Annotated in this window: 14 protein-coding genes; 10 read left to right on the forward strand and 4 right to left on the reverse strand. The window is 39.5% G+C overall.

The window, feature by feature from the left end; translation table 11 throughout:
• The first annotated feature begins 113 nt into the window (after positions 1–113).
• A complete protein-coding gene (gltA, locus tag IAE19_RS09440; protein ID WP_200460692.1) occupies positions 114–1388 on the forward strand; it encodes a citrate synthase in 1275 nt (424 codons plus the stop codon).
• Between the two features lie 101 nt (positions 1389–1489).
• Here the strand turns inward: gltA and IAE19_RS09445 are convergent, their stop codons facing one another.
• The 3 genes from IAE19_RS09445 to IAE19_RS09455 form a co-directional block, all read right to left on the reverse strand.
• Positions 1490–2011, reverse strand: coding sequence for an acyl-CoA thioesterase (locus IAE19_RS09445; protein WP_200460693.1), 522 nt, complete (start codon positions 2009–2011; stop codon positions 1490–1492).
• A gap of 235 nt (positions 2012–2246) precedes the next feature.
• Complete coding sequence (locus IAE19_RS09450; protein ID WP_200460694.1) at positions 2247–2864, reverse strand: MarC family protein; 618 nt, start codon at positions 2862–2864, stop codon at positions 2247–2249.
• A 12-nt stretch (positions 2865–2876) separates the two neighbouring features.
• Positions 2877–4937, reverse strand: coding sequence for a choline transporter (locus tag IAE19_RS09455; RefSeq protein ID WP_200460695.1), 2061 nt, complete (start codon positions 4935–4937; stop codon positions 2877–2879).
• Between the two features lie 427 nt (positions 4938–5364).
• On the opposite strand from IAE19_RS09455, the gene betI reads away from it, so the two are divergent.
• The 4 genes from betI to IAE19_RS09475 all read left to right on the forward strand — a co-directional run bounded on the left by betI (position 5365) and on the right by IAE19_RS09475 (position 10378).
• Entirely contained in the window at positions 5365–5991 is a 627-nt protein-coding gene (betI, locus tag IAE19_RS09460) for a transcriptional regulator BetI (protein WP_200460696.1), read from the forward strand.
• Positions 5984–7456, forward strand: coding sequence for a betaine-aldehyde dehydrogenase (gene betB, locus IAE19_RS09465; RefSeq protein WP_200460697.1), 1473 nt, complete (start codon positions 5984–5986; stop codon positions 7454–7456). The genes betI and betB overlap by 8 nt, the downstream gene beginning before the upstream one ends.
• Positions 7457–7544: 88 nt before the next feature.
• Positions 7545–9200 (forward strand): choline dehydrogenase, encoded by a 1656-nt coding sequence (gene betA, locus IAE19_RS09470; protein WP_200460698.1) that lies wholly within the window; start codon positions 7545–7547, stop codon positions 9198–9200.
• A gap of 692 nt (positions 9201–9892) precedes the next feature.
• Entirely contained in the window at positions 9893–10378 is a 486-nt protein-coding gene (locus IAE19_RS09475) for a hypothetical protein (RefSeq protein WP_200460699.1), read from the forward strand.
• Positions 10379–10427: 49 nt separating this feature from the next.
• Here IAE19_RS09475 and IAE19_RS09480 read toward each other — a convergent pair whose 3' ends face one another.
• Positions 10428–11576: a DUF1624 domain-containing protein gene (locus tag IAE19_RS09480; protein WP_200460700.1), complete on the reverse strand. Its 1149-nt coding sequence runs from the start codon at positions 11574–11576 to the stop codon at positions 10428–10430.
• A 75-nt stretch (positions 11577–11651) separates the two neighbouring features.
• Here IAE19_RS09480 and IAE19_RS09485 point away from each other — a divergent pair, with 75 nt between their 5' ends.
• From IAE19_RS09485 to IAE19_RS09505, 5 genes are all read left to right on the forward strand, one after another.
• The gene (locus tag IAE19_RS09485; RefSeq protein WP_200460701.1) at positions 11652–13754 is read left to right on the forward strand and encodes a TonB-dependent siderophore receptor; all 2103 of its coding nucleotides are present in this window, start codon (positions 11652–11654) and stop codon (positions 13752–13754) included.
• 70 nt (positions 13755–13824) lie between these two features.
• A complete protein-coding gene (locus tag IAE19_RS09490; RefSeq protein WP_227612230.1) occupies positions 13825–14832 on the forward strand; it encodes an ABC transporter substrate-binding protein in 1008 nt (335 codons plus the stop codon).
• Entirely contained in the window at positions 14829–15875 is a 1047-nt protein-coding gene (locus tag IAE19_RS09495; protein WP_200460702.1) for a FecCD family ABC transporter permease, read from the forward strand. The genes IAE19_RS09490 and IAE19_RS09495 overlap by 4 nt, the downstream gene beginning before the upstream one ends.
• Complete coding sequence (locus IAE19_RS09500; protein ID WP_200460703.1) at positions 15872–16636, forward strand: ABC transporter ATP-binding protein; 765 nt, start codon at positions 15872–15874, stop codon at positions 16634–16636. The genes IAE19_RS09495 and IAE19_RS09500 overlap by 4 nt, the downstream gene beginning before the upstream one ends.
• Complete coding sequence (locus IAE19_RS09505; RefSeq protein WP_200460704.1) at positions 16627–17124, forward strand: GNAT family N-acetyltransferase; 498 nt, start codon at positions 16627–16629, stop codon at positions 17122–17124. The genes IAE19_RS09500 and IAE19_RS09505 overlap by 10 nt, the downstream gene beginning before the upstream one ends.
• Positions 17125–17193 lie beyond the last annotated feature (69 nt).

The following is a 17193-nucleotide window of genomic DNA, read 5'->3' on the forward strand; positions in this document are numbered from 1 at the left end:
AAAATCACAGTAGCCTCTAATCTTATAGCAATTTTTGACCCCGTCTGATTCGCGCATTAAAAGATTAGTACTTCGAGTCAGATTAACATTCACCAGGACAGGAGATCTATTGAATGTCTGAAGCAACTGGCAAAAAAGCCGTATTACAGCTTGATGGCAAAGAAATTGAATTACCAATTTACAGCGGCACATTGGGCCCAGATGTAATCGACGTTAAAGATGTATTGGCCTCAGGTCACTTTACTTTTGATCCTGGTTTTATGGCGACTGCTTCTTGTGAATCAAAGATCACGTTCATCGATGGTAACAAAGGTATTTTGTTACACCGTGGTTATCCGATTGATCAACTTGCAACGCAAACAGATTATTTAGAAACTTGCTACCTTCTTCTCAATGGCGAGCTTCCAAATCAAGAACAAAAAGAAGAGTTTGACAAAAAAGTTCGTGCCCATACGATGGTTCACGATCAAGTTAGTCGCTTCTATAATGGTTTCCGCCGTGATGCACACCCAATGGCAATAATGGTTGGGGTTGTTGGTGCTTTATCTGCGTTCTATCACAATCAGCTTGATATCGAAGATGTTAATCATCGCGAAATTACAGCGGTTCGCTTAATTGCTAAAATTCCTACTCTTGCAGCATGGAGCTACAAGTACACTGTAGGTCAACCATTTATGTATCCACGTAACGATTTAAGTTATGCTGAGAACTTCCTATACATGATGTTTGCTACTCCTGCTGATAAAGATTACAAAGTTAATCCAGTGCTTGCTAAAGCAATGGATCGTATCTTTACTTTACATGCTGACCACGAACAAAATGCGTCTACATCCACTGTACGTTTAGCGGGTTCAACTGGTGCAAATCCTTATGCATGTATCTCTGCAGGTATCTCTGCACTTTGGGGACCTGCTCACGGTGGTGCTAACGAAGCTGTATTGAAGATGCTTGATGAAATTGGTAGCGTTGAAAACGTTGCTGAATTCATGGAAAAAGTGAAACGTAAAGAAGTTAAACTCATGGGCTTCGGTCATCGTGTTTATAAGAACTTTGATCCACGTGCTAAAGTCATGAAACAAACTTGTGATGAAGTACTTGCTGCATTGGGTATTAATGATCCACAACTTGCACTTGCAATGGAACTTGAACGCATTGCACTTTCTGATCAGTACTTCATCGACCGTAATTTGTACCCGAACGTAGACTTCTACTCAGGTATCATTCTTAAAGCGATTGGTATTCCTACGACAATGTTTACAGTAATCTTTGCACTTGCACGTACTGTAGGCTGGATCAGCCACTGGTTAGAAATGCACAGTTCTGCTTACAAAATCGGTCGTCCTCGTCAGCTTTATACTGGCGAAACTCAACGCGACATCAAGCGTTAATTTTCCAACGAAAGTTAGCCACAAAAAAAGACCGCCTAGTGCGGTCTTTTTTATACCTGATAGAATCAGGATCGAAACATCTGCATCAATATAACCGCGAATTAGCTATGCGAATTACTGCGATACATACTGCATGATGGTTGAGTATTCTGTTGTAAACGATGTATTTTACGTTGTTCTGCCGCTTCAAAACGGCAACGCTTCACGTCACTCTCCAGTTTTAAAGCTGGAACTTGTTGTGGCTTACCTTCTTCATCAACTGCCACCATAGTGAAATAGCAACTATTGGTATGGCGAATACTTCTCTTACGGATATCCTGTGACTCAACTCGAATACCAATTTCCATTGAAGTTCGACCTACATGATTGACACTTGCCATAAATGTGACTAACTCACCGACATAAATCGGCTCTTTAAAAGTGACTTTATCGACAGACAAAGTTACTACGTAACTTCCTGAATAACGACTTGCACAAGCATAGGCAACTTGATCAAGCAGTTTTAGAATTGTTCCACCATGTACGTTTCCTGAAAAATTTGCCATATCAGGGGTCATGAGTACTGACATCGCAAGTTCAGACTGATCATCTGAAGCTTGAGTAATTTGATCTAATGGAGACATTCTTGCTGACTCTATGAAACAATAACATAAGCTTCCATTATGATCCTTTTCTTGCAAGAAAAAAATGTCTATATCGGCAAATCAATATATTATTTAAAAAGTATTAAAAGATGTATTGATCTAAATAAAAGAAAAAGTAAAACATATTATTTCTTAAAATATATGTGGTCTATTTATTAGTTAAAAAACTGAGCCAGATTAAAATAGAGGACTCAGTTTTTTATTAGTCAGCTATTTAATGAATATCATTCATTACACCTACAATACCTGTAATAATCATATCCACCGCAATAGTACCGATCAATAAGGCAGATAAACGCCCTACAATATCAACATACCGATCAATATATTTGGCATGTTTATAACGCAAGTGATCATGTGCAAATTTCATCAAAATTAATAAGCTACATGTAATTGCCAATGTGAAGGCAATAATAACTGCCGCGCCGCCAATCGGTAGACCAATCCCTGTGACAACAGCTGCACTAATCGTTCCTGGTCCAATCATAAAAGGCATAGCGATGGTGCCCGCCAAATGTTCTGGCGCACCGCGCATTTCACCAATAGTGTCAGCGCCCTGAAACACGTAGCGATAACCAATCACCAAAAAGATCAGTCCACCAAATATTTGAAAAGCTTCAAAACGCACATTCAGATATTTACTAAAGATGGTTTCGCCTCCCCACGCAAATAGCACGAATACGACAAAGGCAATCAGACAACCTTGAATTAAAGCTTTATTAAACACTTTGGCTTCCGAGTTTCGGATCATGCCAATCATATAAATGCTCATCAAAAAAGGATTGAGCAAGGAAAAAAATAAGGCAAAGGAATGAATATAGGGCGTTAACATTCAGCTGCTCTCCTAGGCTTTAGGATCTGGAAAAAGTGGACGATTACCGGGACTAATCCGATTAATATGTAAAAAAGTCATGTGCCGTTCATAACGGTCCAGAATATCGTTAATCACCTGCTCTTTGGTATAACCTACAAGATCATTCCCCTGCGAACCTTCGTATAAATAAGTTTCCAGACGATAATAAAATTGTTTACCACGCTTACCGCGCTCACTAAAGTTTGGTGCAATATAACGGACCGGCCAAATTTGATAGATAAAATTTTGCTCTTCTTCTAAATGAAGGGTGATATCCAGATGATACAGCTCTGCATCGTCTTCCAGTGGAATTTCAGCAACATCTACCTTTACCGCACGTTTTTGCAATTCTTCCGCAACAGCAAAAACGGCAGGACGACAGATTTCATTCAACATGCGTTTAGTTTCAAATGTTCCCGGATGGTGCATCACTCGAGATAAGCGTTTCTTCCAATTTAAAATGTCTACATTTCCAACTACAGGGGCAGCATTCAAACTAGCGCTAGCTTGCCGATAATCCTCTAAACGTAATGATTTATATAAGCCTGCCATGACTAGAAACATCACAAAACTAAAAGGCAGACCCATAATTATAGTGGCATTTTGTAGCGCAGTAATACCATTGGTCATCAACATCGCCAAAGTCAACAGACCAATTGCAATCGCCCAAAATACACTAAGCCAACGCGGCGCATCATGATCAACATTGGTAAATTGAGTGGTAAAATTACCCAATACTAATGCACCAGAATCCGCCGAGGTTACATAAAACAATAATCCAGTAATCGTGGCGACACCCGCAATAAAGGGAAACCATGGATATTGAGCCAATAAGTCATAAAAACCATGTGCAGGATTGGCTAGAACTGTTTCAGCAAGTGCGATATTGCCATCGAAAATCACATTGTGTAATGCGCTATTACCAAAAATAGAAAGCCAAGTTAAAGTAAATAATAAAGGAATAATGAGTGTTCCAGACACAAATTCTCGAATGGTACGACCACGAGAAATACGTGCCAGAAATAATCCCACAAATGGCGACCATGCTACCCACCATGCCCAGAAAAACAGTGTCCAACTATTCATCCACGCTTTAGGCTGGTTAAATGCAAAACTTTCCAATGCAAGGCTTGGGAAACGGCTCAAATAATCACCGATATTTTGTACTAAGGCATTGAGTAAAAATTCGGTATTGCCCAAAAACAAGATAAACAGCATGAGGCCAACAGAGACATAAATATTAATTTCAGAGAGAATTCTTAAACCTTTATTGACACCTGAAGTGACCGAAATAATGGTAATAATGACCGCAACTAAAATCAGTGCTGTTTGTATCCATAAATTTTCAGGTAAATCGAATAAAACGTGTAGTCCATAATTCAGTTGTACCACACCGATACCACAAGTCGTTGCGATACCAAAAATCGTCCCAATAACCGCGGCCGTATCCACACTATGCCCAATTGGACCATTAATTTTTTTACCAAAAATTGGATATAAAGCCGAACGAATTGTGAGTGGTAAGTTATAGCGATAGCTAAAATAGCCCAATGCCATACCAATCAAGGCATACATACACCAACCTGTTAAGCCATAATGAAATAGCGTCCAGACCATGCCCTGTCGTGCAGCTTCATACGTCTGCCCTGCTCCCACTGGCGGATGCATGTAATGCGATAAAGGTTCAGCCACCGAGAAAAACATTAAGTCAATACCAATACCCGCAGAGAACAGCATGGCTGACCAACTTAATAAGCTAAACTCGGGTTTGGAATGTTTTGGGCCAAGTTTGATATTGCCATAACGTGAGCACGCAATAAAAATCACAAACACCATATAAAAAGTGGCTGCCAGCAAATAGTACCAGCTAAATGTTGCGCTGACCCAACCCAGCATTTCATTTAATGCGCGATTGGCAAAGTCATTAAATAAAATCGTGGTGAGTGAAAATATTAAAATAATAAGGGCAGAAACATAAAAGACCACACGATTTAAACGATCTTTTTGATGAATGGTTTGATCATCAACTGCTCTTGGATTATCTGCTGCCATACAATCCTCAAGTAAATATTAGAAAATAAAAAAACTCTCAATGCGGTAAAACAGCCAATAAAAGAAATCTATTCAAGCTTAAATCAGAAAAGGATATAAACTTGTAATAGATTTTTAAGTCACGACATCACTCTCTATTTGGCTCATCATTCGTGATCTACACTTATAAATCCAGATATTCCATGTATAGAAAATGCAAAGGTTTTTTCTTAATAAACCATCACAAACCTCATACGTCGAAGATCACAGACGATACACATTAAGAACCTCACGCATGATTGTTCAATCATACAATTAAAACAATTTTATGGAGTGATGATAATGTTTATTGATTGAACGTTCAATCAATAAACGTTATCATAAAAAAATGCTATCATGTTCTGTAAATGATTTATTGAAGCGAAACCTTATATTTTTAAGGACATACATGAACAAACGCCAAGTTAAACCCGAGCATGTGCGCCGTGAAGAAATTATAAACGCCGCCTATGATGTGATTTTTGAAGTGGGATTATCCAATACCACAATCGCTCAAATTGCAAAAAAAGCCCACCTTTCAGTGGGTATTGTGAGTCATTACTTTGGCGACAAACAGGGTTTAATTAATGCCTGTATGTTGGAAATGTTAAATGTATTGCGGCGTAAAACCAACCAATACAAAGCAGAAGTAACCGATTCACATCCGCAGAACATGATAAAAGCAATTATTGATTCAAACTTTGACATTAGTCAGGTCAATCAAAGAGCAATGCGCATCTGGCTGGATTTTTGGTCGGCAAGTATGCACATGCCAGAACTGGGTCGATTGCAGCGGATTAATGATCAACGGTTATATTCGAACCTGAAATTTCATTTCCTAGAGCTGATGCCAAAAGAACAAGCCAGCATCGCAGCTCGCGGTCTTGCAGCATTGATTGACGGCTTATGGTTACGAGGCAGTTTGAGCGGCGATACTCACTTTGACAGTACGCTGGCACGTTCTATTGCTTATGACTATGTCGATACACAGCTAAAACTGATCAAACCAATAAGGCAGGAGAGACAGAATGAATGACGTACAGCTTCATCGTTTGTATATTCATGGACAATATGTAGATGCGACCAGTGGCAAAACATTTGATAGCATCAACCCTGCAACAGGTGAAGTCATTGCCACGATTCAACAAGCCTCTCAGGTAGATATTGATGCTGCGGTCAAAAGTGCTGCTGAAGGCCAAAAGATATGGGCAGAAAAAACAGCTATGCAGCGTTCACGCATCTTGCGTCGTGCAGTTGATATTTTACGTGAACGCAATGATGAGCTAGCCTATTTAGAAACCCTCGACACAGGCAAAGCCTATAGTGAAACCTCAACTGTCGATATCGTGACAGGTGCAGATGTCCTTGAATATTACGCAGGGCTGGCTACTGCGATTCAAGGTGAACAAGTTCCATTACGTGAAAGCAGTTTTTTCTATACCCGCCGCGAACCATTAGGAGTCGTCGCAGGTATTGGCGCATGGAACTACCCCATCCAGATTGCGCTATGGAAATCTGCCCCGGCTCTTGCTGCTGGCAATTCTATGATCTTTAAACCGAGTGAAGTAACACCGCTGACGGCACTTAAACTTGCTGAAATTTATACTGAAGCAGGTCTGCCTGATGGCGTATTTAATGTGGTGCAAGGTGCGGGTGGAGAAATCGGACAATGGCTCACTGAACATCCTGTTATTGAAAAAATTTCTTTTACTGGCGGTGTACAAACAGGAAAAAAAGTCATGGCTAGCGCCGCAGGTTCTACCCTAAAAGAAGTCACCATGGAACTTGGCGGGAAATCTCCACTCATTATTTGTGAAGATGCCAATCTTGATCGTGCCGCTGATATTGCCGTTATGGCAAACTTTTTTAGTTCAGGTCAAGTTTGCACTAATGGGACGCGCGTATTTATCCCCCAATCCCTAAAGTCAGATTTTGAAAAGGCTGTACTTGAACGCGTCCAACGTATTCGTATGGGTGATCCATTATCTCCAGAGACGAATTTTGGCCCGCTGACCAGTTTTTCGCATATGGATAAGGTTTTATCGTATATCGAATCAGGCCAACAGCAAGGAGCTAAGTTACTCATTGGTGGCAAACGTGCAATGACAGATTCATTAGCCCAAGGAGCTTATGTTTTACCTACGGTATTTACCGACTGTAGTGATGACATGAAGATCGTACAAGAAGAAATTTTTGGACCCGTCATGAGCATTTTAAGTTATGAAAGTGTTGAGGAAGCCATTCAACGTGCTAATAACACCTCGTTTGGTTTGGCTGCAGGAGTAGTCACACAAAATATCTCGCAAGCACATCACATTATTCACCAGCTTGAAGCAGGAATCTGCTGGATCAATACATGGGGGGAATCTCCTGCTGAAATGCCTGTTGGCGGCTATAAACAGTCAGGTGTTGGACGGGAAAACGGGCTTTCCACTCTAAATCATTACACCCGGGCCAAATCTGTTCAAGTTGAACTGGGTGATTATCAAAGCATTTTCTAACTTAGCTTTATTCTCTTTTATTTTCCTCAAAACATCTGATGTCGCTGCTGCTCAGGCAGCGTGACGCATATAATATTCAGGAATAGTAATGACGACTCAATCTTACGATTATATTATTATTGGTGCAGGTTCAGCGGGTAATGTACTGGCTGCGCGTTTAACTGAAGATGCAAATATTTCAGTCTTACTTTTGGAAGCAGGTGGGCCAGATTACCGGTTGGACTTTCGTACTCAAATGCCCGCAGCACTTGCCTATCCGTTGCAGGGTCGACGTTACAATTGGGCTTATTTAACTGATCCAGAACCTTACATGAATAACCGCCGTATGGAATGTGGTCGGGGTAAAGGTCTGGGAGGTTCTTCACTGATTAATGGTATGTGCTATATCCGTGGCAATGCTATGGATCTTGAAGGCTGGTCCAAACTAAAAGGTCTCGACAACTGGAGTTATGCCGATTGTTTACCCTATTATAAAAAAGCAGAAACCCGAGATATTGGTGGCAATGATTATCATGGTGACCATGGCCCTGTTAGTGTAGCCACCCCTAAAAATGGCAATAATGTGTTGTTCCATGCAATGATCGAAGCAGGCGTACAAGCAGGTTATCCGCATACCGAAGATTTAAATGGTTATCAGCAGGAAGGCTTTGGGCCGATGGACAGAACCGTAACCAAAAATGGGCGTCGTTCTAGTACCGCACGAGGTTATCTGGATATAGCCAAAGATCGCCCGAATTTAACTATCGTAACCCACGCGATGACTAACAAAATCCTGTTTAATGGCAAACAGGCCATTGGGGTAGAATATATTCAGGGTACAAATAAAAACGATCTGAAAAAAATTTTTGCTCATAAAGAAGTGCTTTTATGTGCTGGGGCAATTGCCTCACCTCAAATTTTACAACGTTCTGGTGTCGGCCAAAGTACTTTTTTAAAAGCATTAGATATTCATGTCGTCCATGATTTGCCGGGGGTTGGTGAAAACTTACAAGATCATTTGGAAATGTATTTGCAATATAAATGCAAACAGCCTGTTTCACTCTACCCTGCATTGAAATGGTATAACCAGCCAGCAATTGGTGCGGAATGGTTATTTTTAGGCAAAGGCATTGGTGCAAGTAATCAGTTTGAGGCAGGCGGTTTTATCCGCTCTTCAGATGAATTTGAGTGGCCAAATATTCAATACCATTTCTTGCCAGTGGCAATCAACTACAATGGTAGCAACGCTGTAAAAGAACATGGGTTTCAGGCACATGTAGGTTCTATGCGCTCTCCTTCACGTGGTCGTATCAAACTGAAATCTAAAGACCCATTCGAACATCCAAGTATTCGATTTAACTACATGTCTACCGAACAGGATTGGCAGGAGTTTCGTGCAGCCATTCGTATTACTCGCGAAATTATGCATCAACCAGCACTCGATCCATATCGTGGCGAAGAAATAAGTCCTGGAAAAGAGTTAAAAACGGATGCTCAACTTGACGATTTTGTGCGAAATCATGCTGAAACGGCCTATCATCCATCCTGTAGCTGTAAAATGGGCGAAGATGATATGGCAGTGGTCGATGATCAAGGTCGTGTACATGGTATGCAGGACTTACGCGTAGTAGATGCTTCTATTATGCCGCTCATTATTACTGGCAATTTGAACGCAACTACCATTATGATGGCAGAAAAAATTGCCGACCAAATTCGAGGAAAAACTCCTTTAACCCGCTCAAAAGCCCCCTTCTATCGTGCCTGATAGGTTCTGATAGGTCATCGAACATGAATAAATATGATTCATGTTCGATGTAAAAATTTATCTGAGCAGTGCTTTTTTTTTCAAATTTGACCATTTAATGTGCTACACATTGACAAACAACACTTTTCAAGTTTCACAAGATTATGAATAAAATAAGGATTTTTTATATATAATTTGTATTTATCTTAAAAAAAAAGTCATTTCAAATTAAAATTCGATTATTGAGGTTCATCTCTTCTAAAATACGCATCTACTGGAACGTAGCGGTCATCTAAAAATTAATTTATTTGATATTTAATAGATTAATTATCCCTCCCTCTAAACTTTAGATGCCGCTACATTCCATTTTAGGTCGTTGTACGCTGACACTTTTCAGCGCGTAATATTTTTATCTACTCCATTTTTCATTTCCGCATTTCAGTTTTTTCTTAAACCGAGTGGAAAATTTTCTTTCTCATCATTCGCCATTACTCATTTATTTAGAAGAAAAAGACACTCCTCGTCAAAACTTAAACATCCTAATCATGTCTATTAAGTATTTAGATGGTCATCTCGTTTAAACATCCAATAGCATTTATGACTAAAAACCGAACATGCCTTATACACAATTTACATGCATAAAATAGAATGCAGAACATGAAATGATTAAGCTAATTACACCTACTCTGGGTAGATGGAGGAATAAATTGGCTATGTCGAAAATAAGCGGCGTTTCGCACAAATTATATTCTGGATTGTACCTCTTAATCATTGCAATGATTGGGATCTATTGTGCTTTAAACGCAACTTATAATGTCATGATCGGTGGTACACCGTTTTATTTTTTTGCGGTGCTGGTACTTTTCTTACAAAGTATATTCGCCTTGCGTGAGTCTGAACGCAGTCGAAATCTTGCGGGTTTTGGTCTGATCCTTTTGGTGATGGGTCTGGTGTATACCTACGGACTTATGTTTTTGACTCATCTTAAAGCGATCGTTCTCCTTCCATCAATTTGCCTGACATTGTTCGGACTACCGTCTATTTCTCAACATCCGAGTAAGTCTTATTTACTCAAAATGACATTATTAATTGCCTTGATTGCGTTGGCATACGTCCAATATTATGAATTGAGTATGCTTAAAGGTTATTACGATTCACTTCCTGAAAATGGAAGCTGGCAATCATATCGGGGTCTATGACAGATTGATATCAAACAAAACTGTCATAGAATCTTAGAATGTAGAATTGCTAAAAATATTTTAACCATGTGATTTGTTTATTCGCATGTTTATACGTTGAAAATGCTTTTACAACAGGGTAAAGCACGAGAGTCAACAACAGCGTGATCAACCATAATTCGCTAACACTTGATACTGCAAAATAACCCGCTTGGGTTGTACCCCAAAACATGACGCACACAACATATAAGAGTTTTAAAACATATAAATGAAGCAAGTAAAAAAACATGGGGACTGAACCGAATACGACCAAGGTCTTCAAAAAGCGTGTCTGAATTAATCGCTCAAAAACGATGAGAAGAATAAGTCCTATTCCAACATTCCATAAGATAAATAGCAGTGAAGGTGGATATTTGGTGAGATTAAAAAAACTCATAACACTGAGCATGGCTGAATCATAACGTTGCCATGTTTGATCACCATAGACATTGATCCACCTTAGCACCACAAATAATAAAATGCTAAAAAAGCCAATACATAGCAAATAACGATCACGTTGCTGAGAACTAAATTTTGGTTCAAAAAATTGACCTAAACAATATCCGATCAAAATAACGCCAATCCACGGTAACACTGGATATGAAGTTCTCACACGCAATAATTCAAGTTCGATCCAACCGCGTTCATGCAAAATTAACCAAGCGTGTTCAAGTATTGGAATATCCTTAAAACTGATATTGTCGAGTAAGTTATGCCCCATAATAATAAATAGCCCGATACTCAGTAGAATCTTTTTAGGTATCCCAATACACATTGACAAGACCACCATACTCAGGCCAATTGCCCAAATTACCTGTAAATAAATTACGTCTGGAGGAAAGGCCGCTGTCCATGCAAAATTAACCAAGGTCAATTCCAGTAAGATTAAAAATAAGCCACGCTTCAATAAAAAAAGACGTGTTTGTTTAATACTTTGCGTTTTCAACTGAAATAAAAAAGCAGACATTCCAGTGAGTAAAACAAATACAGGTGCACATAAATGTGCCAAAACCCTGCTCCAAAAAAGTGCAGGTTCGGTTTCTGCGACGTTCATTGGATCACTTACTTGTTTGTGTAAGTAAAATGTTTCTCGAACATGATCCAATAACATGATGATAATGACCAAACCGCGCAATGCATCGATAGACTGGAGACGTGGAATAATTCTTGCTTTCGACATACACTCTATATCTTCAATTTATGAAATGTTATATTATTTCAAAAATTGTTTTTTGTCTTGTTTATCGAGGGGTTTATGCAGCATAAATATCGTTTGCTGTCGTCATTTATTGGCTTTTCTTTTATTTCTGGTCTAAGTTGGGCCGATTCTGCAAATAATGTTCTTTCCACCATCACGCTTCAGGCCGATCAAAATCAAGAGGATGAAAAAATCACCTCTGCCGCAACCAAATTTGCACATGATAGTTTGGATATCCCGTTTAGCCGCAGTTATCTCTCTCAGGACGTTTTAAAACAACAAGATTCTCAGCGCATTGAAGATGCGATTCATCTGGTCAGTGGTGTATTTGCTCAAAATAATTATGGTGGCGGCTTTTGGGATAATTACTCTTTTCGTGGTTTTGCAACAGATCCTAATCTTGGAGCAGCAAGTATTCGTAATGGATTAAGTCTGAATCGAGGCCTAAGTGCGCCACGCGATATGGTCAATATTGAATCTCTAGATTTCTTAAAAGGTCCCGCTGCTGCACTATATGGTCGTGGTGAAATGGGCGGCCTGCTTAATATCACCACAAAAAAACCACAATGGCAGGCACAAGGACAGCTCAACTTACGCGCCAATACTGAACAACAATATCGTGGCAGTTTTGAATATACTGCACCAATTAATGATCAATTGGCTTACCGATTGGCGATGGCCCATGAAGATAATCAAAGCTTTCGCGATCAAGTGAGCAGTGAGCGCTGGTTTTTCTCACCACAATTAAGCTGGAAAATCTCAGACCAGACTCAACTTGATTTTGACAGTGAAATTACTCAGCAAAAAGGCACATTTGATCGTGGTATCAGTGCCTATAAAGGTCAGATTCTTATGGATCCGAAAACCTTTACAGGTGAACCCGACGATGGCGACATGAAAGTAAAGGATCAGTTTTATCAACTACGTCTGGCGCATGAATTTAATGATAACTGGAAAATCAATAGTGCTGTGAGTTATAAACAAGGTTTGATGAAGGGCCTTTCAACTGAACCCAAATCATTTGAGTCAGATGGTGAAACCCTAAATCGACAACGTCGTTATCGTGATTATTTCACTAAAGATCTGCTGGCACAGGCTGAGCTTTTAGGACAAGTAAATACCGACTGGGCACGTCATGAAATTTTAATTAGCACCGAAGCGGGTCAATTGACCTCTGACCAATATCAATTGCGCTGTGATTATAATTATTCAGGCACGAGATATTGTATTAATCAAATCAATGTCTATCATCCTGAATATGGCGTATATTTACCCAATATGGGGCTGCAAACCAATACCCGTGAACAACAGGACTATCTTGCATTAAACCTTCAGGATCAAATGTTCTTCAATGACCAATGGAGCATTTTAGTTGGGACACGTTTCGATCAGGTCAAACAGTCTTTAGAGAATTACAAAGCCAATACGTCTACCGATAAAATCTTTCATCAGGCTTCCCCTCGTGCAGGTATCAATTATAAATGGAACGACCAGGTTTCTTTTTATGCAAACTATGGACACTCTTTTGCCATGAACAGTGGTACAGATGCAAACGGACAAGTATTTGCGCCTGAAAAAGGAGAAAGTTATGAAATCGGTAGTAAATACCAGCTCAATCAAAAAACGTTGTTCAGTCTTGCTGCATTTCACATGAAAAAACGCAATGTGCTCACGACTAACCCCACGGACGCCAACTATCAATATGCCGCTGGCGAAGCCTTAAGTCGAGGCGTCGAAGTGGATCTGCAAAGCCAACTCACCGATCAACTGCATGTGCTAGTAAATTATACGTACACTGATGCACAAATTAATAAAGACACCACTATTGCCAAGGGAACTGCGCTGAATAATATTCCTCGTCATAGTGGTAATCTGGCTCTGGATTATGTAGTTGTACAACAAGCAACAAGCAAAGCAGGTATAGGGGGCAATGTCCAATATGTCGGTACGCGTAATGGTACACAAAGTTCGGGATTTGAATTACCAGATTATACTTTGGTCAATTTAAATGCTTATTACCAACCGAATTCACAGTTACGTTATCAACTCAACCTAAATAATTTGTTGGATAAAACTTATTACGTTGAAAGTTATAATGATATGTGGATACAGCCTGGTGATCCTTTAAATGCATCGCTTTCTGTACAATGGACATTCTGATTTAATGTGGTCATATTCATTCCCAAAAGTTTTCAAATACGCACTTCTGCTGCTTTCAGGAATGGCATTGATGGCCTGTCAACGGCCTCAGGATCTCAAACAAAAAATACAACTTAGCCCTGAAAAATCCCAAGCGAATGAATCAACAACAGCCTTTAATGTTGTTGATTCGTCTGGATATACCGTTAAATTAAATCATCCTGCTCAACGCGTAGTCTGTCTATTTGAATCGGGATGTGATGGTCTATATATGTTGAATCAGGGAGATAAAATCGTAGGTATTCCTGCAGAAATTTATCAGCAACCCATGCTGTATCGCGCATATTCTATTTTAGATTCACGTATAAAAACCAAGCAGATTCAAAGTCCTTCACAAGGTAGTAATGCAACAAATATTGAGAGTCTTTTAATGTTACAACCCGATTTAGTCATCATGGGTGGAGGAGAAAAACAAACCATTGCCCTGCTACGCAAGTTAGGTATTGCCGTTTATATTATGGAATCTTCGACTTATGCACAGGTCAAAGAAGAACTATCCGAAATTGCCGTTTTAACCAACGCAACCGCACGTGCAAACAAGATACTGCACTATTCAGATCAAAAAATTACTGAAATCCAGCGCAATACCGCAAAAGAATCGCATCAACAAAGTATTTATTATGCATGGTCAGGCGGACGTATTTTTTCTACTTCTGGTACCCAGTCCATTACCAATGATTTTATCGAATTGGCAGGCGCCAAAAATATTGTTCGGACTGAAACCAATCAACCAAATGTAAACCCTGAAACCTTGATTGAATGGAATCCTGATAATATTGTGCTTTGGAATACTGACCCCCAACTGATTTATCAACGTCCAGAGTTAAAACTTCTTCAAGCAGTAAAAAATCGTAAAGTTTTTAATTTGAGCCCGGCTTTTATCTATAATCCACATACCATTAAAATCGTACTTACAGCGCTTTATTTACATCAACATATTTATGATGAGCCCCAACCTTACACAATGAAAACAACCCAATATGACGTGTTGAACATGTTGTATGGTTCAACAGCTGCACAGGCACTTCTCGCTCCATGAATATCATACGCGTTGAATCTATTACTCAGTTTAGTCCTGCTATTCGTTATAGTAGTTTTATTTTTTTACCTCTCCTTTGTCTTTTTTGTTCCTTGTTAATTGGACCTAGTCATATTCTAGGCTATCAGGATTATTTATTATGGTTCTGGCAAAGTCTGAGCGGCGGCAACTATATTGCTCCTGAACAATACGCACTTATGCAAAATATTCTCTGGAATGTCCGATTACCCCGTATTTTATTAACCTTTATGGTCGGCGCTGCACTGGCCACTGCGGGGAATGGTTTGCAAGCTTTATTCCGTAATCCGTTAGTGGATTCGTACGTACTCGGTATTTCTTCTGGAGCGGCATTTGGCGCTGCATTGGCCTTGTCATTTAACTTAAATTCCCCCAATTTACTGGCATTTATTTTTGGCATTGCCGCTGTACTTCTAACTTATTTATTTGCCTACCAAAAGCAAGAACAACAAACCTCTTTAGTCATGATTATTCTGGCTGGCATGATTGTTTCAGGGCTTTTTTTGTCAGGGTTGACCATCATTCAATATATCAGTGATCCATTTAAGTTACAGGCAATCGTGCAATGGACCATGGGCAATCTACATCAGGCCAATTGGGATAAAGTACAATATGCGATTTTCCCCATCTCTGTTGGATTATTAGGCTTATTCTTAATGCGCTGGCGACTCAATCTGCTAGCACTCGGTACAGAAGAAGCTCAAGCGGTCGGCATTAATCCCAAATGGGAACAGATCCTGCTTATTGGACTGGTTACTTTATGTACCTCTGCTTCTGTTGCAGCGGCGGGTATTATTAGTTTATATGGTTTATTTATGCCACATATTGTGAGGATGCTGGTCGGGCCTGATCATCGCGCAACCATTCCTTGTAATATGGTCTTAGGCGGTTGTTTTTTATTATTGATTGATAATTTTTCACGTGTTTTATTAAGTTTTGAAATCCCGATTGGAATTTTTACCATGCTGCTTGGTGCACCTTTCTTTTTGCTACTCATGAAAAGTCAACGGATGAACTGGTCATGATTCATATTCATCAGCTTAACTTTGCCTATAGCCACAAGCAGGTACTTAAAAATATTCATCTGGAATTTGCTGAAAATCAATTTTCTGTGATTTTAGGACGAAATGGTTGCGGTAAATCTACTTTATTTAGACTAATGGCTGGTCTAGAACCCTTACAAAGTGGCAGTATTTTGTATAACAGTAAACGTTTAGATCAATATAAAGGTAAGCAGCGTGCCAAACTTTTAGGGTTTTTACCACAGTTTCACAAAACCGTTTTTCCTTTTAAAGTCAAAGATGTCGTTTTGACTGGACGTGCGGCATTTAGTCATTTCCACCCGACCAAGCAGGATGAATATCTAGTTGATCAAGCTTTGGAAGAGTTAGATATTAGCCATTTAAAACATCAGGCTTATACTGAACTTTCAGGTGGTGAACGACAATTGGTCATGATCGCTCGAATACTGGTACAGGCACCTCAAGTCATTTTATTGGATGAGCCAACCAATCATCTTGATGTATATTATCAGTCTTATTTAATGAAAAAATTACGTCAGCTTTCTCGGCAGAACTATACAGTTATTGCGATTATGCACGATCCCAATCTGGCATTTTTATTTGCAGATGAGTTGTTCTTTATGCGTCAGCATGAAATTATTCGACCAGAATCACGTCAACGCCTGACCGATCCTGTTTTTTTAAAAAGTGTTTACGATGTTGAGTTTCATGAAGCCATGATTCAGGATAAAACTATTGTGGTGCCAGATTACTCATGGCTTTAATGATTGAACTTTTACAACCAGCAGATGTGTCTCAAGCCACTCAATTTGCAATTTATACTCGCCAATTGCTATTCCCAGAAGTGTACCAATCTACGCTTCCTCATGATCTAACTCATTTCAGCGCGACTTATTTAAATGATCCCCACGGCGCTTGTTTAGTCGTGAAAGATAAGTACAAGATTATTGGAATGGTGGCTTATCGATCTTATAACCATCGTTTTCAGTTAGATTTACCTTTAAATAGTGTAGAAGTGGTCAAACTTTTTATACAGCCTGAATATCGACGACAAGGGTTGGCATCGCAATTATGCCATGCTCTATTTGAACATGCTCAACAACAAAATATTTGGCATTTTTATCTACATACTCATCCTTTTTTGCCCGCCGCTGAATATTTCTGGCAAAAACAGGGGTTTCAAGTGATTCATCGTGAATGGCTAGCGCACTACGATACTATTCATATGTTTAAAACAGAAAATTTCCAATGACCCTATAGGTATCATCTAATCGTTAAAAAAAGACCATAAAACCGGGCTGTTGGTTTTATGGTCATTAAC

Origin of the sequence: Acinetobacter sp. S40 (genome assembly GCF_016624705.1) — a bacterium.
Lineage (GTDB): Bacteria > Pseudomonadota > Gammaproteobacteria > Pseudomonadales > Moraxellaceae > Acinetobacter.